Annotated in this window: 25 protein-coding genes; 22 read left to right on the top strand and 3 right to left on the bottom strand. The window is 73.6% G+C overall.

From position 1 onward, the window contains the following. Window positions 1-827: IclR family transcriptional regulator (locus CLV63_RS30580; protein WP_106586723.1), on the bottom strand; the 827-nt coding region annotated here is incomplete at its 3' end. A 292-nt stretch (window positions 828-1,119) separates the two neighbouring features. Between CLV63_RS30580 and hisD the strand changes: the two genes are divergently transcribed. The 10 genes from hisD to CLV63_RS30535 all read left to right on the top strand — a co-directional run bounded on the left by hisD (window position 1,120) and on the right by CLV63_RS30535 (window position 11,615). After that, a complete protein-coding gene (hisD, locus tag CLV63_RS30575; protein ID WP_106586722.1) occupies window positions 1,120-2,427 on the top strand; it encodes a histidinol dehydrogenase in 1,308 nt (435 codons plus the stop codon). Beyond that, window positions 2,424-3,530: a histidinol-phosphate transaminase gene (locus CLV63_RS30570; protein ID WP_106586721.1), complete on the top strand. Its 1,107-nt coding sequence runs from the start codon at window positions 2,424-2,426 to the stop codon at window positions 3,528-3,530. Before hisD ends, CLV63_RS30570 begins: the two co-directional genes overlap by 4 nt. Before the next feature lie 79 nt (window positions 3,531-3,609). Continuing rightward, window positions 3,610-4,203 carry an imidazoleglycerol-phosphate dehydratase HisB gene (hisB, locus tag CLV63_RS30565; RefSeq protein ID WP_106586720.1) on the top strand — a complete coding sequence of 198 codons (594 nt, stop codon included), beginning with the start codon at window positions 3,610-3,612 and terminating at the stop codon, window positions 4,201-4,203. Further along, entirely contained in the window at window positions 4,203-4,361 is a 159-nt protein-coding gene (locus CLV63_RS33860; RefSeq protein WP_170134383.1) for a hypothetical protein, read from the top strand. The genes hisB and CLV63_RS33860 overlap by 1 nt, the downstream gene beginning before the upstream one ends. Window positions 4,362-4,479: 118 nt before the next feature. Then, window positions 4,480-5,115: an imidazole glycerol phosphate synthase subunit HisH gene (hisH, locus tag CLV63_RS30560; protein WP_106586719.1), complete on the top strand. Its 636-nt coding sequence runs from the start codon at window positions 4,480-4,482 to the stop codon at window positions 5,113-5,115. A 41-nt stretch (window positions 5,116-5,156) separates the two neighbouring features. Next, a complete protein-coding gene (gene priA, locus CLV63_RS30555) occupies window positions 5,157-5,897 on the top strand; it encodes a bifunctional 1-(5-phosphoribosyl)-5-((5-phosphoribosylamino)methylideneamino)imidazole-4-carboxamide isomerase/phosphoribosylanthranilate isomerase PriA (protein WP_106586729.1) in 741 nt (246 codons plus the stop codon). Continuing rightward, a complete protein-coding gene (gene hisF, locus CLV63_RS30550) occupies window positions 5,894-6,664 on the top strand; it encodes an imidazole glycerol phosphate synthase subunit HisF (RefSeq protein ID WP_106586718.1) in 771 nt (256 codons plus the stop codon). Before priA ends, hisF begins: the two co-directional genes overlap by 4 nt. Before the next feature lie 292 nt (window positions 6,665-6,956). Further along, the gene (locus tag CLV63_RS30545; protein WP_170134382.1) at window positions 6,957-7,517 is read left to right on the top strand and encodes a peptidoglycan-binding domain-containing protein; all 561 of its coding nucleotides are present in this window, start codon (window positions 6,957-6,959) and stop codon (window positions 7,515-7,517) included. A gap of 274 nt (window positions 7,518-7,791) precedes the next feature. Beyond that, on the top strand, window positions 7,792-9,786 hold the full coding sequence (locus CLV63_RS30540) for an ABC transporter ATP-binding protein (RefSeq protein WP_106586716.1): 1,995 nt from the start codon (window positions 7,792-7,794) through the stop codon (window positions 9,784-9,786). Continuing rightward, a complete protein-coding gene (locus CLV63_RS30535) occupies window positions 9,783-11,615 on the top strand; it encodes an ABC transporter ATP-binding protein (RefSeq protein ID WP_106586715.1) in 1,833 nt (610 codons plus the stop codon). Before CLV63_RS30540 ends, CLV63_RS30535 begins: the two co-directional genes overlap by 4 nt. Before the next feature lie 15 nt (window positions 11,616-11,630). Here CLV63_RS30535 and CLV63_RS30530 read toward each other — a convergent pair whose 3' ends face one another. Further along, window positions 11,631-12,614, bottom strand: a complete 984-nt coding sequence (locus CLV63_RS30530) for a sugar isomerase (RefSeq protein WP_106586714.1) — start codon at window positions 12,612-12,614, stop codon at window positions 11,631-11,633. Between the two features lie 109 nt (window positions 12,615-12,723). Here CLV63_RS30530 and hisI point away from each other — a divergent pair, with 109 nt between their 5' ends. The 12 genes from hisI (at window position 12,724) to CLV63_RS30470 (ending at window position 23,485) form a co-directional block, all read left to right on the top strand. Continuing rightward, window positions 12,724-13,137, top strand: coding sequence for a phosphoribosyl-AMP cyclohydrolase (hisI, locus tag CLV63_RS30525; protein WP_106586713.1), 414 nt, complete (start codon window positions 12,724-12,726; stop codon window positions 13,135-13,137). Beyond that, on the top strand, window positions 13,134-13,835 hold the full coding sequence (locus tag CLV63_RS30520; protein WP_106586712.1) for a Trp biosynthesis-associated membrane protein: 702 nt from the start codon (window positions 13,134-13,136) through the stop codon (window positions 13,833-13,835). The genes hisI and CLV63_RS30520 overlap by 4 nt, the downstream gene beginning before the upstream one ends. Then, window positions 13,832-14,194, top strand: coding sequence for a hypothetical protein (locus CLV63_RS30515; protein ID WP_106586711.1), 363 nt, complete (start codon window positions 13,832-13,834; stop codon window positions 14,192-14,194). Before CLV63_RS30520 ends, CLV63_RS30515 begins: the two co-directional genes overlap by 4 nt. 94 nt (window positions 14,195-14,288) lie before the next feature. Further along, window positions 14,289-14,726, top strand: coding sequence for a DUF2752 domain-containing protein (locus CLV63_RS30510; RefSeq protein ID WP_106586710.1), 438 nt, complete (start codon window positions 14,289-14,291; stop codon window positions 14,724-14,726). A 153-nt stretch (window positions 14,727-14,879) separates the two neighbouring features. Continuing rightward, the gene (trpC, locus tag CLV63_RS30505; protein WP_106586709.1) at window positions 14,880-15,686 is read left to right on the top strand and encodes an indole-3-glycerol phosphate synthase TrpC; all 807 of its coding nucleotides are present in this window, start codon (window positions 14,880-14,882) and stop codon (window positions 15,684-15,686) included. A 190-nt stretch (window positions 15,687-15,876) separates the two neighbouring features. Continuing rightward, window positions 15,877-17,106, top strand: a complete 1,230-nt coding sequence (trpB, locus tag CLV63_RS30500) for a tryptophan synthase subunit beta (RefSeq protein ID WP_245929209.1) — start codon at window positions 15,877-15,879, stop codon at window positions 17,104-17,106. Window positions 17,107-17,173: 67 nt separating this feature from the next. Then, on the top strand, window positions 17,174-17,986 hold the full coding sequence (gene trpA / locus CLV63_RS30495) for a tryptophan synthase subunit alpha (protein WP_106586708.1): 813 nt from the start codon (window positions 17,174-17,176) through the stop codon (window positions 17,984-17,986). A 269-nt stretch (window positions 17,987-18,255) separates the two neighbouring features. Next, the gene (locus tag CLV63_RS30490) at window positions 18,256-18,798 is read left to right on the top strand and encodes a MauE/DoxX family redox-associated membrane protein (RefSeq protein ID WP_106586707.1); all 543 of its coding nucleotides are present in this window, start codon (window positions 18,256-18,258) and stop codon (window positions 18,796-18,798) included. A 175-nt stretch (window positions 18,799-18,973) separates the two neighbouring features. Further along, the gene (locus CLV63_RS30485) at window positions 18,974-19,966 is read left to right on the top strand and encodes a DsbA family protein (RefSeq protein WP_106586706.1); all 993 of its coding nucleotides are present in this window, start codon (window positions 18,974-18,976) and stop codon (window positions 19,964-19,966) included. Window positions 19,967-19,973: 7 nt separating this feature from the next. Continuing rightward, window positions 19,974-21,029, top strand: coding sequence for a prolipoprotein diacylglyceryl transferase (lgt, locus tag CLV63_RS30480; RefSeq protein ID WP_106586705.1), 1,056 nt, complete (start codon window positions 19,974-19,976; stop codon window positions 21,027-21,029). Window positions 21,030-21,160: 131 nt separating this feature from the next. After that, window positions 21,161-22,387 carry a hypothetical protein gene (locus CLV63_RS30475; RefSeq protein WP_106586704.1) on the top strand — a complete coding sequence of 409 codons (1,227 nt, stop codon included), beginning with the start codon at window positions 21,161-21,163 and terminating at the stop codon, window positions 22,385-22,387. A gap of 201 nt (window positions 22,388-22,588) precedes the next feature. Further along, complete coding sequence (locus tag CLV63_RS30470; RefSeq protein ID WP_146165712.1) at window positions 22,589-23,485, top strand: hypothetical protein; 897 nt, start codon at window positions 22,589-22,591, stop codon at window positions 23,483-23,485. Window positions 23,486-23,509: 24 nt separating this feature from the next. Here the strand turns inward: CLV63_RS30470 and CLV63_RS30465 are convergent, their stop codons facing one another. After that, window positions 23,510-25,135: a bis-aminopropyl spermidine synthase family protein gene (locus CLV63_RS30465; protein WP_106586702.1), complete on the bottom strand. Its 1,626-nt coding sequence runs from the start codon at window positions 25,133-25,135 to the stop codon at window positions 23,510-23,512. Window positions 25,136-25,655: the final 520 nt, after the last annotated feature.

The following is a 25,655-nucleotide window of genomic DNA, read 5'->3' as shown; positions in this document are numbered from 1 at the left end:
CGACATCTCGAAGCGTGGGGGACGGCCGCGTTCTCTGTCCGGGAAACGATTGATCCGGGTAGGCCAGGTCCCCGGGCAAGGTTAAACAACAAGCTGAGATCGCGGGCCGCCTCCTTGACGAGGCGGATGTAATGCGGGCGGCGCAGCGCGGTGCGTGCCGCCGGCGCCATCACGGTGACGGCGCCGCCGAGAACCCCGGCGGCGTCGAGGACGGGCGCGCTGGCGCCCCACACGCCCTCGTCCAACGCGCCCTCGCTGACGGCGACCCCCACCTGGCGCACCTGCTCGTGTTCGGCCTCCAGGTGGCGGACGCGGTCCGGCGGTAGGCGGTAGGCGGCGTAGACGGCCTGTCTCCGCTCTTCGGGAAGGCTCGCGAGCATCGCCTGGGCGGTGGCGCCGCGCAGCAGCGGTTGGGTGGCGCCGCGGCTGTAGCAGCAGCGGAGGAGGCGCGGACCCTCGACCGCGTCCACGCACAGTGCCTCGGTACCGACCGGGACCAGGTAGGCGGCGAGCTCGCCGGACTCCTGGGACAGCCGCGCCAGGCGCGGCCCGATCGCGGTGCGCTGCAATGCCCCGCTGCGGTACCGCTCGGCGAACTGGACCGCCACCGGGCCGGCCGCGTACACCGCCCCGGCGGGGGAGTGGCGCACGAACCCGGAATCGGTGAGCCGGGCGAGCAACCGGTACACGGTGCTCACCGGGATGCCGGTCCGCTCGGCGATGCGATCGGCGGTCAGCGACTCCTCTCGGGTGAAGAGCAGCAGGACCTGGAGCAGTCGGTCTGCGGCCCGCCCGTTGTTGCCCGCAGCCTCCGCGCTTCCGGCCATTGCGTCCTCCCCTCCCAGTCCGCGTCACAGGGCACAGTGCGGCCCGCCACAGTGCCGTTTCGGGCTGGGTCACCTTATGAATCGGACGATAGAGAATAAAAGGGTCGTTTCTTGCCCAGTGAGAAGGGTAGGCGCCAAGCTGCAAGAATGTGACAGTGCGCCTGGTCACGGAGGCGACGGGACGAGCCGCGGCGGGCGCCGGAACGCGCCGGTCTTCCCTGTGCGCAACGACACGGGACGCGGGGGCTGAACCGCACGTCGCGGCGCCCGGCCCGGCCAATACACTGAACCGGTGATCTCCCGAATCGACCTCCGAGGCCACCCCGGCGACCCCCGTGACCTGCTACCGCGCGCCGATCTCGACATCGACGCAGCGGTCGAGCAGGTCCGCCCCATTTGCGCGGACGTCCGCCATCGGGGCGTCGAGGCGCTGATCGACCTCGCGGAGCGGTTCGACGGGGTGCGCATCACCGGCATCCGGGTGCCCGCCGAAGCGCTCGACACCGCACTCGACGGGCTCGACCCCGCCGTGCGCGCCGCGCTGGAGGAGTCCATCCGCAGGGCGCGGCTGGTCCACCGCGACCAGCGCCGCACCGACACCACCACCCAGGTCGCGCCCGGCGGCACGGTCACCGAGCGCTGGATCCCCGTCGACCGCGTGGGCCTCTACGTCCCAGGCGGGCTCGCGGTCTACCCGTCCAGCGTCGTCATGAACGTCGTCCCGGCCCAAGAGGCCGGGGTCGGGTCCCTCGCCGTAGCGTCGCCGCCGCAGGCGGAGTTCGGCGGGCTGCCGCACCCCACCGTCCTCGCGGCGTGCCGCCTCCTCGGTGTCGACGAGGTCCACGCGGTGGGCGGCGCGCAGGCCGTCGCGATGTTCGCCTACGGCGTCGCGGGCTGCCCGCGCGCCGACCTGGTCACCGGCCCCGGCAATGTCTACGTCGCGGCGGCGAAGCGGCTGCTCAAGGGCGTCATCGGCATCGACGCCGAGGCAGGCCCCACCGAGATCGCCATCCTCGCCGACGACACCGCCGACCCCGGCTACGTCGCCGCCGACCTCATCAGCCAGGCCGAGCACGACCCCGCGGCGGCCTCGGTGCTGGTCACCCCGTCCGAGGCGCTCGCGGCGAAGGTCGAGGCGGAGCTCCCCGGCCGGGTCGCCGCCACCCGGCACACCGCGCGCGTCACCGAGGCGCTGGGCGGCCCCCAGTCCGGGATCGTCCTGGTCGACGACCTCGACCACGGGCTCCTGGTCGTCAACGCCTACGCCGCCGAACACCTGGAGGTCATGACCGCCGACTCCCGCGCGCTGGCCGCGCGGGTGCGCAACGCCGGAGCGGTCTTCGTCGGCGACTTCGCCCCGGTGTCCCTCGGCGACTACTGCGCCGGGTCCAACCACGTGCTGCCCACGGGCGGCTGCGCCTGCCACTCCTCAGGGCTGAGCGTGCAGTCGTTCCTGCGCGGCGTCCACGTCGTCGACTACGACCGGGCGGCCCTCGCCGAGGTCGCCCACCACGTCGTGGCGCTCGCCGAAGCCGAGGACCTGCCCGCGCACGGCGAAGCGGTCACCGCCCGCCTGGGCGCCGAAGGGGGCGCACGATGAGCGGCGGATTCGGCCTCCACGACCTCCCGATCCGCGACGACCTCCGCGGGCAGTCGCCCTACGGCGCCCCGCAGCTCGACGTCGCCGTGGCACTCAACACCAACGAGAACCCCTACCCGCCGTCCGACCGGCTCGCCGCGGCGCTCGCGCGCGGCGTCGCCGGCGCCGCCAGCGGGCTGAACCGCTACCCCGACCGCGACGCCACCCGGCTGCGCGCCGGCCTGGCGCACTACCTGGGGCACGGCCTTGAGGCGCGCTCGGTGTGGGCCGCCAACGGCTCCAACGAGATCCTCCAGCAGATCCTCCAGGTGTTCGGCGGCCCCGGCCGCAAGGCCATGGGCTTCGAGCCGTCGTACTCGATGCACCCCATCATCACCCGGGTCACCAACACCGGGTGGGTGTCGATCGAACGCACCCGCGAGTTCGGCATCGACGTCGAGGCCGCGCGCATCGCGATCGCCGTGCAGAGCCCCGACATCGTGTTCCTGACCTCGCCGAACAACCCCACCGGCACCGCGCTGCCGCTGGAGGTCATCGAGCAGGTCGCGCGGGTCGCCCCGGGCATGGTGGTGGTCGACGAGGCGTACGCGGAGTTCCGCCGCGAGGGCACGCCGAGCGCGCTGTCGCTGCTGCCGTCCTTCCCCCGCCTCATCGTCACCCGCACCATGTCGAAGGCGTTCGCCATGGCGGGGGCCCGCCTGGGCTACCTCGCCGCGCACCCGGCGGTGATCGACGCGCTGCAACTCGTCCGGCTGCCGTACCACCTCTCCGCCGTCAGCCAGGTCGTGGCCGGCACGGCGCTCGACTTCACCGACGAACTCCTCGGCCACGTCAAACGGCTCCGCGAGGAGCGCGACGCGCTGGTCGCCTGGCTGCGCGACTACGGCTTCGCCGTCGCCGACTCCGACGCCAACTTCGTCCTGTTCGGCACGTTCCCCGACCGCCACGCCGTGTGGCAGGGACTGCTCGACCAGGGCGTGCTGATCCGCGAGACCGGACCCCCCGGGTGGCTGCGCGTCACCATCGGCACCCCGGAGGAAATGTCGGCGTTCCGCCACGCGTTGCTGCATGTGACGGGCCGCGCCGACCGGCATGGGCGCTGATCGGCGCCCACCCGGCGGGCGCGCGCCGCGCCCGCAGCACCCGACCGACCCGCCCATCCGAAGGAATGACCGCACCCCAATGAGCCGCACCGGCCGCGTCGAACGCACCACCAAGGAGACCAAGGTCCTCGTCGAGGTCGACCTCGACGGCACCGGGGTCGCCGACATCTCCACCGGGGTCGGCTTCTACGACCACATGCTCGACCAGATCGCCAAGCACGGCCTGTTCGACATCACCGTCCGGACAGAGGGCGACCTGCACATCGACGCCCACCACACCATCGAGGACACCGCGCTGGCGTTCGGCGCCGCGTTCAAGGAGGCGCTCGGCGACAAGGCGGGGATCCGCCGCTTCGCCGACGCCAAGGTGCCGCTCGACGAGGCGCTCGCCGAGGTGACCGTCGACCTGTCCGGGCGGCCCTACCTGGTGCACACCGAGCCCGCGGGAATCGCCCCGGTCATCGGCCGCGACTACCACACGACCATGACCCGGCACATCTTCGAGTCGTTCGTCGCGCAGGCGCGCTGCGCGCTGCACATCCACGTGCCCTACGGCCGCGACGCCCACCACATCGTCGAGTGCCAGTTCAAGGCGTTCGCCCGCGCGCTGCGCCACGCCGCCGAACGCGACCCCCGCGTCAGCGGGGTGCCGTCGACCAAGGGCGCCCTGTAATGGACGACCTCGTGGCGGTCCTGCTGCTGGCGCTGGGCGGGCTGCTGCTGGGCGGCGCCATCTCCTTCGCCAAGACCAGCAGGCCGCTCACCGCGGTGCTCGCCGTGTGCGCGGTGCTGGCCGCCGCATCGGGCGTGCTCCGGCTCGACTACTTCTGAACCGCGGCCGGACCGCCCTCGGCCGACCCGGCACTGAACCACCTCTGAACCACCTCTGAACCACCGCTGGGCAGCCGCGGCACCGTCCGCCCCGTCCCGAGGAAAGGGGGCCGCGACCGTGCGGCCACGCGTCGTCGTCTTCGACTACGGATCCGGCAACCTCCGCTCGGCCCAGCGCGCAATGGAGCGCGTCGGGGCCGACGTCACCGTCACCGGCGACCCGAAAACCGCCGTGGCGGCCGACGGCCTCCTCGTACCCGGTGTGGGCGCGTTCGAGGCGTGCATGAAAGGGCTGCGCGCCGCGCAGGGCGACCGGGTCATCGGCAAGCGGCTCGCCGGGGGCCGGCCGGTGCTCGGCATCTGCGTGGGCATGCAGGTGCTGTTCGGGCGCGGCGTCGAGCACGGCGTCAGCACCGAAGGCTGCGCCGAATGGCCGGGGACCGTCGAGCGCCTGCACGCCCCGGTGGTCCCGCACATGGGCTGGAACACCGTCGCGGTCCCCGAGGGGTCCGCCCTGTTCAGCGGCGCCGACCCCGACGAGCGCTACTACTTCGTCCACTCCTACGCCGTGCGCCGCTGGGAGCTCGAACCGACCAGCGCGCACATGGCGGCGCCGCTCGTCTCCTGGACCACCCACGGCGAACCGTTCGTCGCCGCCGTGGAGAACGGGCCCCTGTGGGCCACCCAGTTCCACCCGGAGAAGTCCGGCGACGCAGGCGCCCGGCTCCTCGCGAACTGGACGGCGACCCTGTGACCCCTGCCACGCCCACCAACGACACGAAGGCCGCGCACACGATGCCCACCGCACTCGAACTCCTCCCCGCCGTCGACATCACGGGCGGCCAGGCCGTCCAACTCGTCCAGGGCAAGGCCGGCTCCGGCGGCACCTACGGCGACCCCGTCGAGGCGGCACTGGGCTGGCAGCGCGCCGGGGCCGAGTGGATCCACCTGGTGGACCTCGACGCCGCGTTCGGCCGCGGCCACAACCGCGCCCTGCTCGGCGACATCGTCGGCCGGCTCGACGTGCGCGTCGAGATGTCCGGCGGCATCCGCGACGACGCGTCCCTCGAGGCGGCGCTGGCGACCGGGTGCACCCGCGTCAACATCGGCACGGCGGCGCTGGAGCACCCCGAATGGTGCGCCAAGATCATCGCCGAGCACGGCGACCGGATCGCCATCGGCCTCGACGTCCGCGGCAGCACGCTCGCCGCGCGCGGCTGGACCCGCGACGGCGGCGACCTGTTCAGCACCCTGGAGCGGCTGGAGTCCGAGGGCTGCGCCCGCTACGTCGTGACCGACGTCGACAAGGACGGCACCCTCAAGGGCCCCAACCTGGACCTGCTGCGCTCGGTGTGCGCCCGCACCGACCGGCCCGTCGTCGCCAGCGGCGGCGTGTCGAGCCTGGCCGACCTGCGCGCCATCGCGTCCCTGACCGGCGACGGCGTCGAAGGCGCCATCATGGGCACCGCGCTGTACGAGGGCGCGTTCACCCTGGAGGACGCGATCGCTGCGGTCGCGGAGGAGGCGCGCCGATGAGCCTCGCCATCCGTGTCATCCCCTGCCTGGACGTCGACGCCGGGCGGGTCGTCAAAGGGGTCAACTTCACCGGGCTGCGCGACGCCGGCGACCCGGTGGAGCTGGCGCGCACCTACGACGCCGAACGCGCCGACGAGCTCACCTTCCTCGACGTCACCGCCTCCAGCGGCGACAGGGACACCACCTACGACGTCGTGCGCCGCACCGCCGAGCAGGTGTTCATCCCGCTGACCGTCGGCGGCGGCGTCCGCACCCCCGACGACGTCGACCGGCTGCTGCGGGCCGGCGCCGACAAGGTCGGGGTGAACACCGCCGCCGTCGCCCGGCCCGAACTCATCTCCGACATCGCCGAGCGGTTCGGCCGCCAGGTGCTCGTACTGTCGGCCGACGTGCGCCGGGTGGTCGGCGGCCCGCCGACCCCGAGCGGGTTCGAGGTCACCACCCACGGGGGGCGGCGCGGCACCGGCATCGACGCGGTGGAGTGGGTGACCCGCGCCGCCGAACTCGGCGCCGGCGAGATCCTGCTGAACTCCATGGACGCCGACGGCACCAAGGCCGGGTTCGACCTCGACCTGATCCGGGCGGCGCGCGCCGCCGTGGACGTCCCCCTCATCGCCAGCGGGGGAGCGGGCGAGGTGGGGCACTTCGCGCCCGCCATCAACGCCGGCGCCGACGCGGTCCTCGCCGCATCGGTGTTCCACTTCGGCGAATTCGGTATTTCCGACGTGAAATCGGAATTGCGCGCACAGGGCCATCCCGTCCGCTGAAAACCGATTTTGCCCCGCCCTTTGCCGTCATTTTGCGCGTGGCGGCACAGGGCGCGGCGCGGCGCTTCCGGCGGCCTTTCAGCTCCCATGGCAACCTAAGAACGTGCAGGTGACGCGCTTGCGGGCGGCCGGTTGCCACGCGCATAGCAGATTGGCCGAATTAGGTCAGCCAGCCGATAATTACCGCCATCCCCAGAACCTCTGTTTCCGCTTCGGCGTCTCCCCAGATAGAGCGCATCCCGCGAACCGACGGGATGGCGATAATCCACAAGGGAGCAAGACAATGCCGTTCATGCGCAAAACCGCGACCGCGATCGCCGCCGGAGCCGTCGTCTTCACGGCGGGCCTCGCGGGAGCACCCATGGCGCTCGCCGACGGTCCCGACACCTCACCGCAGGTGCGCGCCGAGATCGAGGCGCTGCCGTGGCCCTCGTACAGCCAGGGCGACACCAGCCCCGACATCGCCTCGGCCAAGTACCTGCTCAAGGCGGAGGGCTACTACAAGGGCGACGTCGAAACCGACCCGGAGTCCTTCGACGCCGAACTGGTGCAGGCCGTGGCGGCCTTCGACAAGGCCAACGACCTGCCGGCCGACTCCAGCCTCGACAGCGAGACGTGGAACACCCTGCGCGGCGCCGTGTTCGGCGAATACGGGCCGGGCACCAGCGGGGCCGTCGTCTGCGGCATCCAGTACCTGCTGATCCACGACTACGGCAAGAAGCTCGACCTCGACTGCCAGTACGGCCCCGCCACCACCAAGGCCGTCAAGGAGGTCCAGGGGCAGTTCGACATCGACGCCGACGGCATCACCGGGCCTATCACCTACCGCGCGCTCGTCGCCGGCGGCGCCTGACCGCGGCACGGCAAGGAGGGCCAGGGAGGGCCGGGCGCGCGGGAGCAGCCCGGCCCTCCCGCATGCCGTGCCCCGGGAGAGGCCCGTGCCCCGGGAGAGGCGCGCGCCGGAACCGGCCGGTTCCGGCGCGCGCCGGGCGGAATAGTGCGGGCCGGCCCGGCGCTGAACAAATCGTTACGCACCTGTCGGTACCCCGCGTTAGGTTGGCATTCGCGGCCGCGGGCGCACGCGATCCCGCCGCCGACCCCCCTGATCACAAGGAGCCCCGATACGTATGCCCAAGGCAGCCGGCGACGCCCCCGAAGACCCCCGCATCTTCCGGCGCGGTATCGGCGTGCTGTGGCTGGCGCTGCGCACCGAGTGGCGCATGTCGCTGCTCGCCGTCGCGGGCGCCACCGTGTTCGGCGCGGTGGCCGTCCTCACCTCCAACGTCATCGGCTACCTCACCGACCACGTGATCCTCCCGGCGTTTCGCGCGGACGAGACCACCGCCGCCGCCATGTGGCTCGTCTTCGCCCTGGTCATGGGCACCGGCCTCCTCAAGGCGGTCGGGCTGGGCGCGCGCCGCTACTTCGCCGGGCTCGTCCAGTTCCGCATGCAGGCCCGGTACCGCAGGGCCGTCGCACGCAAATACCTCCAGCTCCCGCTGTCGTGGCACCACCGCCACCCCACCGGGCAGCTCCTCTCCAACGCCAACGCCGACGTCGAGGCGTCCTGGGCGCCCCTCGCCCCGCTGCCCATGGCCATCGGCAGCGCGTTCATGCTGGTCTTCGCGGCCGTCGCCATGCTGGTCACCGACACCGTGGTCGCGCTCGTCGGGTTCGTCGTGTTCCCCCTGCTCGCCGTCGTCAACGTCATGTTCCAGCGCCTGGTCTCGCCCGTCGCCACCCGCGCCCAGGCCCTGCGCGCCCAGGTCAGCGAGGTCGCCCACGAGTCGTTCGACGGCGCGCTGGTCGTCAAGTCGCTGGGCCGCGAGGACACCGAGACCGAGCGGTTCACCGTCGCCGCGCACCGGCTGCGCGACGCCCAGATCCAGGTGGGGCGGCTGCGCGGGCTGTTCGACCCCCTCATGGAGACCCTGCCCAACCTCGGCATCCTCGCCGTCCTGCTCGTCGGGGCATGGCGGCTGTCCACCGGCGCCATCGAGGCCGGCGAACTCGTCCAGATCGCGTACCTGTTCACCCTGCTCGCCATGCCCATCCGCTCCTTCGGCTGGCTGCTCGGCGACCTCCCCCGCACCGTCGTGGGCTGGAACCGGGTCCAGGCGGTGCTCCGCTCCGACGGGGTCATGGACTACGGCACCGGGACCCTCGACGGCAGCGGCGGCGTCCGGCTGAGCGCGAGCGGGGTGTCGTTCTCCTACGCCGACAGCCACCGCGAGGACGACCCTGCCGACTCCGCCGACCCCGCCGACCCCGGCGCCGCGGCGGTCGCCGACGCCGGATCAGGGCGCGACCTCGCCGACCGCGACGACTCCGCCGAACTGCGCCGCAACGTCGTCCTGCGCGACATCGGGTTCGACCTGGAGCCGGGGCGCACCGTGGCCCTCGTCGGCCCCACGGGCTCCGGCAAGTCCACCCTGACCACCCTGCTCATGCGCTTGGTCGACCCCGAGACCGGCACCGTCCGCTACGACGGCACCGACCTCCGCGAACTCGGCCACGCCGCCATCGCGAACGCCGCGGCGCTGGTCCCGCAGGGCACCTTCGTATTCGAGGACACCGTCCGCGACAACGTAGCCCTCGGCGCCGACATCGGCGACGACCAGGTCTGGGCCGCGCTGCGGCTGGCCCGCGCCGACTCCTTCATCGCGGCCCTGCCCGACGCACTCGACACCCGGCTGGGGGAGCGCGGCACCACCCTGTCGGGCGGCCAGCGCCAGCGCCTCGCCCTCGCGCGCGCCATCGTGCGCCGGCCGCGGCTGCTCATCCTCGACGACGCCACCTCAGCGGTCGACCCCCAGGTCGAGGCGCAGATCCTGGCCGGCCTGCGCGAGACCGACCTCGCGGCGACCGTCGTCGTCGTCGCCTACCGCCGGGCCACCATCGAACTCGCCGACGAAGTGCTCTACCTGGAGAACGGGGTCATCAGCGACCGCGGCACCCACCTCGAACTGCTGGCGCGCTCCCCCGGCTACGAACGGCTGGTCACCGCATACGAGAAGGCGGCGGAGGAACGCGCGGCCCGCGGCGACCGCCTGCCGGGCGACGACCTCGACCCCGCCGACGACACCGGCATCGACGACACGATCCAGGAGGCCCGGCGATGACCGCCCCCGCGCCCGCCCGCGACACCGCGAAGGTCCGCCGCACATCCGAGGACGCCGCACCGGCGCTGCACCGCACCGACGACTCCGCCATCACCACCATCAAACGCGGCTTCGCGCTCTCCCCGGAGTTCGCCAAGGGCCTGTGGCTGACCCTGCTGCTCGCCGTCGCCGCCACCGGCGGCAAGATCGTCGTCCCCATGGCGGTGCAGCAGATCATCGACAACGGCATCACCACCGGCGGCCGCCCCGACATGGGCTTCATCGGCTCGGCGGTCGCACTGTGCGCGGTCCTGCTCGCCGTCACCACACTGTGCTCGTTCCTGATGAACGTCCGCCTGTACCGCGCCACCGAGTCCGGCCTGGCCACCCTGCGCCGCAAGGCGTTCCGGCACGTCCACGACCTGTCGGTGCTCACGCAGAACAGCGAGCGCAAGGGCGCCCTGGTGTCCCGCGTCACCGCCGACGTCGACCAGATCTCCACGTTCATGCAGTGGGGCGGCCTGCTGCTCATCGTCGCCGGCGGGCAGCTCGCCCTCTCCACCGTGCTGATGGCCGTGTACTCCTGGCAGCTCACCATCGTCGTGTGGCTGTGCTTCATCCCGCTGCTGTTCGGCGTCCGCTGGTTGCAGAAGCTCCTCTCCCGCGCCTACCTCAAGGTGCGCGAGAACACCGGCGACATGCTCGGCGCCATCGGCGAGACCGTGATGGGCGCCGCCGTCATCCGCGCCCACGCCACCGAGGAGCGCACCGCGCGCCGCATCGACACCACCGTGCTGGCCACCCGCGCCGCGCAGGTCAAGGCGCAGCGGCTGTCCATCGCCGTCTCACCGGTCTCCGAGGTCGTCGCCGCGCTCGCCACCGCGGCCGTCATCATCATCGGCGTGCTGCTGGGCGTCGCCGGCGAGATCACCCCGGGCCGGCTCGTCGCCTTCCTGTTCCTCGTCACACTGTTCATCGGGCCCATGATGATGGCGACCGAGATCTTCAACGAGGCGCAGAACGCCATCGCCGGCTGGCGCCGCGTCCTCAGCGTCCTCGACACCGTGCCCGACATCGCCGACCCCGGCGAGGCAGGCCGCGACCTGCCCCGCGGCCCCGTCTCGGTGCGCTTCGACGGTGTCGGCTACGCCTACCCCGGCGGGCCGCCCGTCCTCAGCGGTATCTCCGAGGAGATCGCGCCCGGCAGCAACGTCGCCGTGGTCGGCGAGACCGGCTCCGGCAAGACCACCTTCGTCAAGCTGCTCACCCGCCTCATGGACCCCACCGAGGGGCGCGTCCTGCTCGACGGCGTCGACCTCCGCGAGGTCGCGTTCTCCTCACTGCGCACCCGCGTCGTCATGGTGCCCCAGGAGGGCTTCCTGTTCGACAGCTCCCTCGGCGACAACATCCGCTTCGCCCGCCCCGAGGCGTCCGACCCCGAACTGTGGCAGGCGGTCACCGAACTCGGCCTGGGCGACTGGCTGAACGGCCTCGCGCACGGCCTCGACACCCCCGTCGGCCAGCGGGGCGAGTCGCTGTCGGCGGGCGAGCGGCAGCTCGTCGCGCTGGTGCGCGCCTACGTCGCAGACCCCGACCTGCTCGTCCTCGACGAAGCCACCTCGGCCGTCGACCCCGCGACAGAGGTCCGCATCCAGCGGGCGCTCGACCACCTCACCCGCGGCCGCACCTCGGTCACCATCGCGCACCGGCTCTCCACCGCCGAGGCGGCCGACGAAGTGCTGGTGTTCGACGACGGCAGGGTGGCCCAGCGCGGCACCCACGCCGCCCTCGTCGCGGTCCCGGGGGTCTACGCCGACCTGCACTCCTCCTGGGTGCGCAGCTCGGCGTGACCCGCGCCGCGGCCCTCAGCCGCCCCCGGCCGCCCACCACCGCGCCGCCAGCAACTCGGCGATCAGCGGCTCGGTGAGCAGGGCGACGTCGGGGTCGCCGTCGCCCAGGTAGCGGATGACCGCCGCGGCGCCCTCGACCTCGCCGCCGACCGCGACGAACCTGCCCTGCAACTCCGTGAGCTGCGCCGCGAACCGGTCGTCGTAGTGCGAACCGGTGAACAGCAGCGCGTTGTAGTCCTCGATGGCGGCGAGGTAGCGGTCGGTGTGCGCCCACTCGCCGGTCTCCACGGCGTACGCGGCCCGCACCGGGCCCTGGCGGACCGCGAGCGCCGCCTGGCGCGCCGACGCCAGCCGCTCGGCCGGCGCCACGGCGTGCACACTGCCCGACCCCAGCAGCTCGGCGGTCTCGGGCAGCCACACCGGGCACCGCTCCAGCAGGTCGGCGCAGGCGTTGGCGGCCCGGCGCAGGGTCGCCACCAGGTTGGGGCCCGTGGCGGTCCGCGGCGCGCCGAGCCAGTCGGCGAGCAGCAGCAGCAGCGCCAGGGCGTGCTGGTAGCCGCGGCAGGCCAGGCCGCTGTGCTCCGGCCCGGCGCGCAGCGGCACGAGGACGTCGGCGTAGCGCGCCGCCGGCGCGTCGGGGTCCTCGGCGAGCACGATGATGGCCGACCGCTCCACGTAGTGGTCCAGCGCCGTGCACAGCTCCCGCTGCCCCGCGCCCACCGCGACGGCGACGACCAGGGTGTCGGGCCCGGCCGGGACCGAGTCGGCGGCCGAGGCGTACTCGGCGACCGCCCCGATGCCGGCCAGCCGCAGCCGCGACGCCGCGGCCTCGCACGCGTAGCGCGCCGCCGCCGTGCCCAGCAGCAGCACCGCGGCGGGCTCGTCGTCGACGAGCGCCGGCAGCGCGGCGTAGGGGTCGCGGCGGGCGAGCCCGTCGGCGAGCCGGGTCAGCGCTTCGGGTTTCGCGGCCAGCTCATCGGCGAGGTGTTGCGCGGTCAAAGGACTCGAAACTCCTGGAGGACGGGTCGGGGCACCGCTCGGGGGAGGGTGCTGCGGGTCACGGGCGCCCCGGCGCGCCGGGCCGGGGCACCCGCCATAGGCTTGGAACATGAGCGTACGTCCCCCTGGCGGCGGCAGCCCCGCCAGGCAGCCCGGGCCGCCCGGGTCACCACTCGACCCGTCGGTCGCGGCCCGCCTCTCCCGCACCGCCGACGGCCTGCTCCCCGCCATCGTCCAGCAGCACGGCACCGGCGAGGTGCTCATGCTGGCCTGGATGGACGACACCGCGCTGCACCGCACCCTCACCACCGGGTCCGCCACCTACTGGTCGCGCAGCCGCGGCGAGTACTGGGTCAAGGGCGCCACCTCCGGCAACGTCCAGCGGGTCGTGTCGGTCGCACTCGACTGCGACGGCGACACACTGCTCCTCAAGGTCGACCAGACCGGCGCCGCCTGCCACACCGGCGACCGCACCTGCTTCGACGCCGGGCCCATCCCCCTCACACCCGGGGCCGGGCCGTGAGCCCCGGTAGGGAGTACGCCGCCGCTGCCGCCGCCACCCTGGCCGGCGCCGCGGCGCTCCTCGCCGCGACCAACCAGACCTGGGCCACCGGAGCCGTCGAGGACCCCGGCCCGCTGGAGCCCGCACCCGTCGCGCTGACCGCCGCGGCCGTCAGCCCCACCGCCGCGGCCCTGGGCTGGGCGTCCCTCGCGGCGCTCGCCGCGATGTTCGCCACCAAGGGGATCCCGCGGCGCGCCGTCGGCCTGCTCCTCGCGGTGTTCGGCGGCGCCGCGGCGGCCGACGTGTGGCGCGGCACCCGCCCCGGCGCGCTCGCCGAAGCGGCGGCGGCGCAGGCCACCGCCGACGGCCGGCTGACCATGGCGGCCGGCGTGTCCGGGTGGGTGTGGGCCGCCCTCGCCGGAGGGCTGCTGCTCGCGGCGGCGGGCGTGCTCACACTGCTGCGGGGGGGATCCTGGCCCGGCATGGGCAGCAGGTACGATCGGCCTGGCACGCGGTCGGCCGCCCGCAGCGACGACCCCGTCGACCTCTGGCGCGCGCTCGACAGCGGCGCCGACCCCACCCTGGCAGCCGGGGCCGAGAGCCCCGCGCACCCCGAGCAGGCACCCGCCGGCCCCGCCCCGGCCCGTTCCGCGCGTAGCGGGCGACCGCAGGACCAGCCGCAGGACCAGTCCGACGCCGATTCCAAGGAGACCCGATGACCGACGCACACCACGACGACCACGAAGACCACGGCCACACCTTCGCCGCCTGGTTCCTGACCGTCTCCTGGTGCGTCGTGTGGACGATCGCGGGCACCATCATCATCCTCGGCGAGAGCGGCGCCCTGGCCTGGACCGACGGCGACGTCGTGCTGTGGACCTCGCTCGGCCTGGGCGTCAGCGTCGTGCTCGCCGTCGTCGCCGGCGGTCTGAAGGCCGCCGGACTTGGCCGCAAGACCCTGCGCCCGACCCCGCCGACCCGCGAGGAGTGGCTGGCGGCCCGCAGCGCCGCCGAGCCCGCCCCGGCGCCCGCCGGCCCCGCCGCCGCCCCGGCGCCCGCCGTCGCGGCGGCGGAGTAACCCCGCCCCGAACCGCCCGCACCGCACCGCCCGCCCCTCGCCCGGGCGAGGGGCCGGGGGCGCGACGGCAGGGCGACGGCATAGCCTGGAGCCCATGGACCCCGAACCTTCGGCCGCCGCGCCGCGGCGGCGGCTGCCGGCGGTCGCCGGGCCGCTGGCCGTCGGCGCCATCGGGCTCGCGGCGGCGGCACTCGTCCACGTCGTCGACCCCAACGAGGCCGGGAACTATCCCACGTGCCCCTGGCTGATGGTCACCGGTACGTACTGCCCCGGGTGCGGCACCATGCGGGCCGTCAGCGCGCTCACCAACGGCGACCTGGCGGGCGCGTTCGCCATGAACCCGCTGACCATGGTGCTGCTGCCGATCCTCGCCGTGGGGTGGGCCCGGTGGCTCTACGCGTCGCTGCGGCCGGGCCCCGACCCGTTCGACAGCGTGCGCCCCGTCTGGCTGTGGCTGCTCCTCGGGGTCGTCCTGGCCTTCTGGCTCGTGCGCAACCTGCCCTTCGGCGCGTTCCTCGCACCCGGAAGCTGATCGGGCCGGTTCGGGAGTCGGTGACACCCCGGCGCACCCGGGTCGATACGATCAGGACACGGACGCGCGCCCGGTCGCAGCCCGGTCGCGGCGGCTTCCCGCCGCCCGAATCCGAACACCTTCGCTTTTCTCGCATGGAGGGGGCAGTTCCTCGTGAGCGTGCTCGACGAGATCCTCGACGGAGTACGCGCAGATCTCTCCGATCGCCAGGCCGCGACACCGCTGGAGCAACTCAAGTCCGCGGCAGCCGCCGTCGCATGGCCCAAGGACGTCGCGGCCGCGCTGCGCGCCCCGGGTGTCCAGGTCATCGCCGAGGTCAAGCGCTCCAGCCCGTCCAAGGGCGCGCTCGCCGCCATCGCCGACCCCGCGTCGCTCGCCGTCGACTACGCGGCGGGCGGCGCCTGCCTCATCAGCGTCCTGACCGAGCAGCGCCGGTTCGGCGGGAGCCTCGCCGACCTCGCCGCCGTGCGCGCCGCCGTGGCGACCCCGCTGCTGCGCAAGGACTTCGTCGTCAGCGCCTACCAGCTGTGGGAGGCGCGCGTCCACGGCGCCGACGCCGTCCTGCTGATCGTCGCGGCGCTCGAACAGCCCGCGCTGATCTCGCTGGTGGAGCGCGCCGAGTCGCTGGGGCTCACCCCCATCGTCGAGGTGCACACCGAGGAGGAGGTCGAGCGGGCCCTCGACGCCGGGGCGGCCGTCATCGGCGTCAACGCCCGCGACCTCGGCACGCTCGACGTCGACCGCGGCACCTTCGCCCGCCTCGCCCCGCTCATCCCCGAGGACCGGGTGCGCATCGCCGAATCCGGTGTCCGCGGGCCGCACGACCTGCTGGCCTACGCCGGTGCCGGGGCCGACGCCGTCCTGGTGGGGGAGAGCCTGGTGGTCGGGCGCAACCCGCGCGACGCGGTGGCCGACCTGGTGACCGCCGGCGCCCACCCGGCGCTGCGCGACCGGCGCTGAGGGAGGCGCGGATGCCCGGGCACCGATGGTCGTAGGGGGACTCCGCGCACGCGTGCGCCGCGCTCCCCCCGTACTCCTCGTGCCCGTCCCCGTGCGCCCGTGCCCGGTGCGCGGCACCACCCGTACCAGACATCCGACCACCGACCCCGGCCGCGCCCGAGTTCCCGGGCCGGCCGCTAGGAGTCCCATCGTGACCTCGACACCAGTCGATCCCACGCGGATCGGCGCCGACGGCCGCTTCGGCCGGTTCGGCGGCCGGTTCAGCCCCGAAGCCCTGGTCGCGGCGCTCGACGAAGTGGGGGCGGCCTGGGCCGCCGCCAAGGAGGACCCCGCGTTCCAGACGGAGCTGCGGGACCTGCTCACCGACTACACCGGGCGGCCGAGCCCGCTCACCGACGCCCGCAACTTCGCCGCCGAGTGCGGGGGCGCCCGGATCCTGCTCAAGCGCGAGGACCTGAACCACACCGGCTCGCACAAGATCAACAACGTGCTGGGCCAGGCGCTGCTCACCCGCCGCATGGGCAAGACCCGCGTCATCGCCGAGACCGGCGCCGGCCAGCACGGTGTCGCGACGGCGACCGCGTGCGCGCTGATGGGCCTCGAATGCGTCATCTACATGGGCGAGGAGGACACCCGGCGGCAGGCGCTCAACGTCGCCCGCATGGAGCTGCTCGGCGCCAGGGTCGTCCCCGTCACCATCGGCAGCCGCACCCTCAAGGACGCGGTGAACGAGGCGTTCCGCGACTGGGTCGCCAACGTCGACAGCACCCACTACCTGTTCGGCACCGCGGCGGGGCCGCACCCCTTCCCCGGCCTGGTGCGCGACCTGCACTTCATCATCGGGGAGGAGGCGCGCGCCCAGACGCTGGAGCGCGTCGGCCGCCTGCCCGACGCGGTCGCCGCGTGCGTCGGCGGCGGCTCCAACGCCATCGGCGCGTTCTCCGCGTTCATCCCCGACGAGAGCGTCCGGCTGTACGGCTTCGAGGCCGGCGGCGACGGGGTCGACTCCGGCCGGCACGCCGCGTCGATCACCGGCGGATCACCCGGCGTCTTCCAGGGCATGCGCACCTTCGTGCTCCAGGACGAGTACGGCCAGACCGTGCCCAGCCACTCCATCTCCGCCGGGCTCGACTACCCCGCTGTGGGACCCGAGCACGCCTGGCTCGCCGAGACCGGGCGGGCCACCTACACGCCCATCACCGACGCCGCGGCGATGGAGGCGTTCCGCCTGCTGTGCCGCACCGAAGGCATCATCCCGGCGATCGAGAGCGCGCACGCACTGGCGGGCGCGCGGCTGATCGGCGCCGAACTGGGCCCCGACGCGGTGATCCTGGTGAGCCTGTCCGGGCGCGGCGACAAGGACGTCGACACCGCCGCGGCGTACTTCGGCCTCACCGGCGCCCCTCAGGAGCAGGAATGAGCACCGCGGGCCGGGCGCGGCGCGCGGCGGTACGGGGAGCAGAGCGGACGAGGAGTGGTGAGGGCGTATGAGCACCCTGGTGACAAAGCTGGATCAGGCCGCCGGCGAGGGCAGGGCCGCGCTGATCGGCTACCTGCCGGCCGGGTTCCCCGACGTCGACTCCTCCATCGAGGTGATCCGCGCGATGGTCGCGGGCGGCTGCGACATCGTCGAGGTCGGCCTGCCCTACTCCGACCCCGCGATGGACGGCCCCACCATCCAGCGGGCCGCCGACATGGCGCTCGACGCCGGCACCACCCCGGCCGACGTCATGCGCGTGGTCGCCGCCACGGCGCAGACCGGCGCGGCGGCGCTCGTGATGTCGTACTACAACCCCATCGACCGCTACGGCGTGCGCCGGTTCGCCGACGACCTCGCCGCTGCGGGCGGCGCCGGGATCATCACTCCCGACCTGCTGCCCGAGGAGGCGGGGGAGTGGATCGAGGCGAGCGACGCCGCGGGTCTCGACCGCATCTTCCTCGTCGCGCCCTCCTCCACCGACGAGCGCCTGGCCCTGACCACCCGCGCGAGCCGCGGGTTCGTCTACGCCGCGTCGCTGATGGGCGTCACCGGCGCCCGAACCGAGGTCGCCGCCACAGCGGAGAAGCTCGTCACCCGCACGCGCGCCCACACCGCCGACAGCGGGCTGCGCGTCTGCGTCGGGCTCGGCATCTCCAACGGCGCGCAGGCCGCCGAGGTCGCCGGCTACGCCGACGGGGTGATCGTGGGGGCCGGGTTCTGCCAGCGGGTGCTCGACGCGCCCGACCTGGAGACCGGGCTGGGCGCGGTGCGCGCCTTCGCCGAGGAGCTCGCCCAGGGGGTCCGCTCCGCGCGCGGGTGAGTCCGCCGGAGCGGTCCGCCGGATCACCCCGGGCTCCGGGCACGCTCCGAGCGGGCCAGCGCCCAGCCGGGCACGGTAAGAATCGGGTGTGAGAGCCCCGCGGCCGACCGCAGGCCGGCCGCGGGGTCCCGGGCGGGAACGCTACAGTTCAGCGGACGGCGGCGGGCCGTCGGCACCCGCGTGCGCCGAACTCCGCGTCGCCGTACCGCAACTCCCAGTAGTCTTGCGTTGTCGCAGCCGCCACACAGCCGCAGGGAAGCGCCTCCTCCATGGACACCGTCGACCAGCCGAGCCAGCCGAGCCAGGACGCACCCGCCACCGCCTCGCGGTGGCAGGCCGTCCAGCCGTGGGCGACCCTGCTGTCCCGCCTCGTGCTCGTCGGGGTCATGGGCTACGCGGGCCTCAGCAAGATCAGCGCCCCGTCGCTGTCGGTGCAGTCGGTCGCCGCCTACGAGCTGTTCGGCGACGGCCTGAACCAGCTCATCGGGTACACCCTGCCGTTCTTCGAGATCGCCCTCGCCGTGCTGCTGCTGGTCGGACTCGCCACCCGCTACGTCGGCGCGGTCGTCGGCCTGGTGATGCTCGTGTTCATCGCGGGCATCGCCTCGGCCTGGGCGCGCGGGCTCACGATCGACTGCGGGTGCTTCGGCACCGGCGGGCAGGTCGCGGCGGGCGACACCGAGTACGGCGTCGACATCGCACGCGACGCCGCCTTCGTACTCCTGGCGGGTATCGTCATGATCTGGCCCAGGTCGCCCTTCGCGCTCGACCGCGTGCTCGGCCTGTACCCCGAACCGAAAGCGGGCGCGTGACCCCGCCCTCCGCGCGCGGGCGCACCGGCACGGCGCACCGCGCCGCCGGAACACCGCCGCGCCGGGGCTCCGCCGGCGGCGGAGCGGCGGCACCGACCCGTCGACCCCGTCAACGACAGCCATGACAAACGACAGCCAATGACAACGGACATCCACGAGGAATGGTGATCGGCCGATGAGTAAGGCGGCGCGGCGAGCGTCCCGGGAGCGGCTCAAGCAGGAGCGGCTGCGCCAGCAGCAGCGTGAGAAGCGCAACAGGCTCCTCGCCATCCTCGGTGCGGCGGTCGTGGTGGTCGCGCTCATCGTGGGCGGCGGCTACCTCTACATGACCACGGCCGGCAAGCAGGCCGAAGGGTACACCGGCGCCCTCGCGCCGCAGACCCGCCAGGACGACGGCAGCGTCGTCATGGCCAAGGAGGGCGCCAAGGCCCCCGTTGTCGAGGTCTACGCCGACTACCAGTGCCCGGCGTGCATGCAGTTCGAGGCCACCAACTCCGACACCCTGAAGAAGCTCGCCGCCGACGGCGACGCCATCGTGCACCTCCGCCCGGTGAGCATCTTCGCCAAGCAGGCGGCCCCGCTGAACGCCAACTCGCTGCGCGCCGGCGCCGCGGCCCGCGCGGCGGCCGACTACGGCAAGTTCGTCGAGTACAACGACATCCTGTTCGAGAACCAGCCGGCCGAAGGCAGCGAAGGCTTCCCCGCCGACGACCTCAAGGCGTGGGGCGAAGAGGCCGGCATCAAGGACCCCGGCTTCGCCAAGCGGGTCGACGCCGAGAGCAAGGTCGTCGACACCTACACGGACCTGTACGGCAAGGCCGTCGCGAAGGCGGGCGAGGAGCAGGTGGCCGCCATGACTCCCGCGAAGATCATCGCCGCGGGCGGCGGCAGCGCCGCCGACTTCGACGGCACCTACGTCCAGGAGGTGTTCGACGCCACGGACGGGGTGAACGCCCGCTACGGCCCCGACAGCGGCGACAACGCGTTCACCGGCACCCCGGCGGTCTACATCAACGGCGCGCTCCAGGGCCAGGACGTCTTCCGGGTCGACGCGCTGACCGAGGCCGTGAAGTCCGCGAAGCCCGGCGAGGTCGACACCAAGCCCGCCGAGCCCCAGCCGAGCGGTTCGCCGTCGGCGTCCCCATCCGAATCCCCCGTCGAAAAGTAGCCTTTCCATGATGAATCCGCTCACCACCGCCATCGGCGCCGACACCGGCGCCGCCGCGGGGCGCGCCCTCGCGGCGATCCCCAGCCCCGAGACCAACTCGGTGTCCCTCGGGCCGCTCACCCTGCACTTCTACGCGCTGTGCATCCTCGCGGGCGTCATCGCCGCGGTGTTCTGGAGCGAGCGCCGGTGGCACGCCATGGGCGGGGAGAAGGGCACCATCATGGATCTCGCGGTCCCCGCGGTGATCCTCGGCCTCATCGGCGGGCGCCTCTACCACGTCATCAGCGACTACCAGCTGTACTTCGCCGAGGGCCGCGACCCCTGGCAGGCGTTCGCCATCTGGAACGGCGGGCTCGGCATCTGGGGCGCCGTCCCGCTGGGCGCGCTGGGCGTGTGGTGGGTGGCGCGCAAGCGCGGCCTGTCGATGTCGCAGCTGTCCTTCGCCATCGCGCCCACCATCCCGCTCGCCCAGGCGTTCGGCCGGTGGGGCAACTACTTCAACCAGGAGCTCTTCGGCGCCCCCACCGACCTGCCGTGGGCGTTGGAGATCACACCGTTCGACGCGATGGGCCGGCCGCGCGCCGGCTACATCGAGGGCGAATCCCTGTATCACCCGACGTTCCTGTACGAATCGCTGTGGTGCCTGGCGCTCGCCGTACTGCTCGTCTGGGCCGGGCGGCGCTTCGATATGCGCGGCGGGCGGCTTTTCGCCCTGTACGTGATGGGTTACTGTGTGGGACGGTTCTGGATCGAGTACCTCCGGGTCGACCCCGCGAACGACTTCTTCGGTCTCCGGCTGAACAACTACACCGCCGTCCTGGTGTTCCTCGGCGCCCTCGCCTACTTCCTGTGGGCCGGGCGGCGGCTGGACTCCTTCTCCACCCGCGTGGTCCCGGTGGGCCACGACGCAGGGACCCAGATGATCGAGGACGACACCCCGGGCAGCAGCGGCGGGGCCGCCGCGGAGGCACCCGCGTCCGGCGGCACCGACCCCGGCGGCACGGTCCCGCCCGACGGTCCCGCCGACCAGGCCGCCGAGGACGGCCCGGCGCGCCAGGACTAGGGGGCGCCTTCCCGCGAGGAGCCACGAACCGGTGAGTGTGCTGCGGGTGCTGTTCGAGCCCGGAACGGTCCGCAGCACACGACCCGGGGCAGAACCGTCCCGTGCCTGTCCACCCGACGATTGAGTACCAGGTGAGGAAATCCGATTCCGCAGGACGCGCCGGCGCGCGCCGCTCCCGGCGATCCCGCTCCGGCGATCCTGAGCAGCGGAGCCGACCTGGCCGCAGGGCCGGGGGCGAGCCGCGCCGCGGGCGCGGCCAGCGCGCCGCCGAGCCCTACCCCGGCGAGCGCGCCGAGGACTCCTACGACGACACCTACGGCGACGACCGCTACCCGGACGACCGGTACGACGGCTCCCGTCACGACACCACCCACCCCGATTACGATCCCGATTACGACGCCCCCGGCGACCACGGCGGCCCGGCCGACGACTGGGACGACCCCGACGGCGCCGACCCGCGCGAGACCCGGAGCGAGGCGCGCGGCGGCAGCCGCCGCGCGCGCAAGGCCGTGCAGTCCGACCCGCTGTCGCGGTTCTCGGCGTCGGCGCTGAAGCGCGTCAGCGTCCTCGGCGACCGGCCGAACCAGATCGTGTACTCGCTCGCCGGCCAGAGCCGCGGCCGCTCCGGCACGGTCGTGCTGGCGGGGCTGCTCGGCCTCACCGGCCTGGCGATGGTCGTCCTGCTGGCGGTCCTCGTCTACCTGCTGCTGTCCGGTTCGACGGCGGGTTCGAGCGCCAACAACGCCGCGCCCATCATCGACCCGCCCGACGGCCACTCCACGCTCCAGCCCGAGCTCTACCACGAGCAGCCCGACCAGGAGATCTTCGCGCCCATCGCCGAGCGTCCGAAGGACGCCAAGCCCATGACCGAGAAGCAGGTCTTCGGCGACACCGGGTCGCTCGAACTCGACAGCACCAAGCTGTCGCTGGGCGAATCCCAGGTCACCGAGAAGTGCACCTCGGCCGTCTGGGGCAAGGAACTCGCCGAGTCGCTCGCCGACGGCGGGTGCAACTCGGCGGCGCAGGGCGTCTACCACGACTCCGACAAGGAGTTCGTCGCGCAGTTCGTGCTGTTCGACGTCGCCGACTCCGACGCGTCGGCCGCGGTCGCCGAGCAGCTCACGCCCAAGGGCACGCCCGGGTTCCTGCTGCCGCTCGACTCCGACCTCAAGGGCCTGCACGAGGGCTACAGCCAGGCCACCACCCAGGTGATGGGCCACTACGTCGCCGTGTTCTGGGTGGCGCGCGCCGACGGCGGCGAACCCAAGAACGACGACTCGATGGCGACCCTCAACGTGGTGACCATGGACGCAGCGGTGTCGGTGTACGAGCAGGTGCACGCGGCCGAAGGCGACTGAAACCGGCGCCCCGCACGGGCGCCGAGTACTGGCGCCCGGCACGGGCGACCGGGATCGGGCCCGGTGCCGGGCCCGATCCCGGTGCGGGGGTCCGCCGCGTCGGTGCGTCCACTAATCTGTTTCCGCCCGCTCCCTCTGTCCCCCGAGGCGGGCGGCAGGGGTGCGCCTCCGCCGCCCCGCATGATCCACCGAGAGGTTCTGGTGTCGCCAACTGAGTCGTCCGCGTCCGGTACCGCCGGACGGCGGCGCAAATCCGCGGACGCCGATTCCGCCGAAGCCATCGAAGGCCTGGTCGCGCCTGCCCCGGGCAGCCGGCGCCGGCGCAGGTCCAAGGGCGGTGGCCGCGCGGCCAAGCCCGGCGGCCGGCTGCTGCCCTGGCTGCTGGGCGCGCTCGGCCTGGCCGTGGTCGCGCTGGGCGTGGTCGTGGTCATGGAGTACACCGGGGGCGGTGAGGCGGCCGAGAACGGCCGCGCGACCGATTACACGGTCTACCCCAACGAGGGCAACACCGAACTGCTGGCCTCCACGAAGGTCGACAGCCGCGCCCTCAGCGCGCCCGAGGTGTTCGAGCGCAACAACGCGAAGATCGAGAGCCAGGACATCACGTTCACGCTCGGCGCCCGGTCCCTCACCAAGGACTGCGGCGACGCGGTCTGGGGCGGCTCGGTCGCCAAGGCCCTGTCCGACGCGGGGTGCAGCCAGGCGGCGAGCGGCGCCTACACCTCCGACGGCTACGAGGGCGTCGCCACCATCTTCAACCTGCGCAGCACCAAGGCCGCCACGGCCGTCGCCGACGAACTGACCCCGCCCGACGACCCCAAGGCGAAGGCGCCCGGGTTCCTGGTGGCGCCGGACAAGGACGGCAAGACCGTGGCCATGGGCACCGGCTACAGCGCGGCCGAGGCCGACATCAACGGCCACTACCTCCTCGTCACCTGGGTGCAGCAGACCGGCGCCAAGGACCCCGCGAAGAAGGTGGACCTCAGCTCGCCGCTCATCGCGCTGGGCAACTTCGACGACCCGCTGTACCGCCGCGCGGTCGAGATGGAGCGGATCCAGCAGAACACCCAGGAGCAGCAGCCCGGCGCCGCCCAGTAGCGCGCGGCGCGCGCCGTGGCGGGCTCACAGCCCGGCGGCCAGCTCAGCGGCCGCTGCGGTGAACTCCGCCACGCGGCGCGCGGGGAGGTCCAGCAGGGTGTACCCGGCCAGCCCGGGGAGCGCGGCGGCGACCGCGGTGCGGGCCCGCTTCTTGTTGATCGGGCGGCCCAGGTCGGCGGCCGTGCGGACCAGCCCTTCGCGCAGGACGGCCGCCAGCGCGCCGTGCGCGCGGTCGTGGCAGTAGCGGAGGAGGCGCGCCTCGGGGGCCGCGTCGGCGCCGAGCGGGTCGCGGCGGGCCACCACCACGGCGTGGCGGTCGTCGGGGACCCCGCGCAGGAACCGCACGCCGATGTCGGGCCCGAGGAGGCCGCGGAGCGCGTTCTGGCCCGCTTCGTCGCGGACCTCGGGCGCAGTGGTGCCGACCAGCACGTGGGTCTCCGCCGCCGCCGACGCGAGCAGCACCCGGCCGAGGAGCGCCGACCAGCCGCCCGTGAGGTCGACCGCCGTGCACCCGCGGCCGTGGTCGGGCACCGGCGCCCCCAGCAGGGATGCGAGGCCGATGCGGCGGATCCCCTCGTCGGGTCCGGCGCCGTGCGCCGGGTCGGCGACGACGGTGTCGGCGCCGGCGCGCGCCACGACCCGGTGCAGGGCGTCGGTCTCCGCCGCCGCAGCGGCGGCCTCCTTCGCGTTGGCGCCCCTGCTGTAGATGCGGGCGGCCTCCTGCGCCGCGCGGCCGCCGTCGGGGGTGCGCGCGGTGGGGCGCAGGACGTACAGGTCGCTGGCCGCGCCGATGGCCTCGGCGCCGAGGTAGCGGTTGAAGTCGGGCCAGACGGCCTCCGACACCAGGTTCAGCCGGGACAGCCGCGCCTGCGCCTTGGCGGTGAGGCCCGGTGTGGTCTCGCTCGCGCCGTAGGCGAGGAGGACCCGCCCCGCGGTGGGCGCCGCCAGGCCCTCGACGGCGCGGGCCGTGAAGAGCGCCACCCCGTCGGGCGTGTAGGGCGGGTCGGTGAAGGCGAGGTCGGCGCCGCCGCGCACCGACGGGGGCAGGCCCAGGCGCAGATCGGCGAAGTGGCAGCGCACGGGCAGGCCGAGGCGCCGCGCCGCCGTGTCGATGTAGTCGAGCATGCGCTCGTCGATGTCGACGACGACCGCCTCGGTCTCGGCGTTGACGAGCGTGGCGGCGAGGGAGGTCAGGTCGTGGTCGCCCACGCACAGCAGCCGCCGGCCGGCGAGCGCGAACCGGGTGTCGAGGAAGAGGGCGCGGCGCAGGGCGGTCATGGGGGTCGCCGCGACGTGGTCGAGGTCGACCCGCGGCCGCGGCGCCTCGGCGACCAGCCGTTCGAGCTCCGCGAGGACGCCGGGGTGCGCGTCGAGCAGGTGCCCCACCGGGTCGGCCGGCTCGGGCCGGGCGAACGCGGTGTAGGGCCCGGGGTCGGTGAGGCCGACCCGCTCGCCGTCGCGCTTCAGTTCGGTGCCCAGCGCGGTCAGCACGGCGTAGACCGTGCGGTGGGCGACGGCGGTGGAGCGGACCAGGGCGCGCGGCGTCCACCACCGGCCGTCCGAGAGGGCGGCGAGGACGCGGTGCGGCCGGGTGGCGTCGACGCCGTGCTCGTGGAGGAGGCGGTGCAGGTCCGGGGGTAGTTCGCTCATCGCTTGCATCGTAGGCCCCGCGGTGCGCGCGCCCGGCCGCTTTCGGGCGGGGGCGCCGCCCGGTGGACCCCGGGGTGCGCGAGGGCCGGGGCCGCGGGATATCCTGCACCGTGCCGGTTTCGCCGTGATTTCGCCGGTTTTGCGAATAATCACGGCGTTTGCAGGCGGTAGTGGCGGGGAAGCATGCCTGAAACGTGAGGGTAACCCCCGTCATGTTCACGCAGTGGTTCCGTCGTATCCTGGCACCCGGCAGGGTAGGAATCCCTTCGCCGCACTGTGGCGGCGGTTGGTCTAGACCTCCGACGCACGTCGGGGAGAACGACCGCTACAGTGGTAACCGACCCGCGATCCACCGCGGTAACCTGGGCAAACACCGTATTCACGAGGATGTGCGCGCACACGGCGAAGCCGTCGGCGCATACGGTGCCCGCACCGCCCGGTGGTCACGGGCAGCACCGCAGCAGGGCCAATGTCGTCCCGAATGCGCTTTTTCGCGAAAGCCAGACGAAAGACGACAGGA

Origin of the sequence: Murinocardiopsis flavida (assembly GCF_003014485.1) — a bacterium.
GTDB lineage: Bacteria > Actinomycetota > Actinomycetes > Streptosporangiales > Streptosporangiaceae > Murinocardiopsis > Murinocardiopsis flavida.
This window is presented reverse-complemented; position numbering and strand designations above follow the sequence as displayed.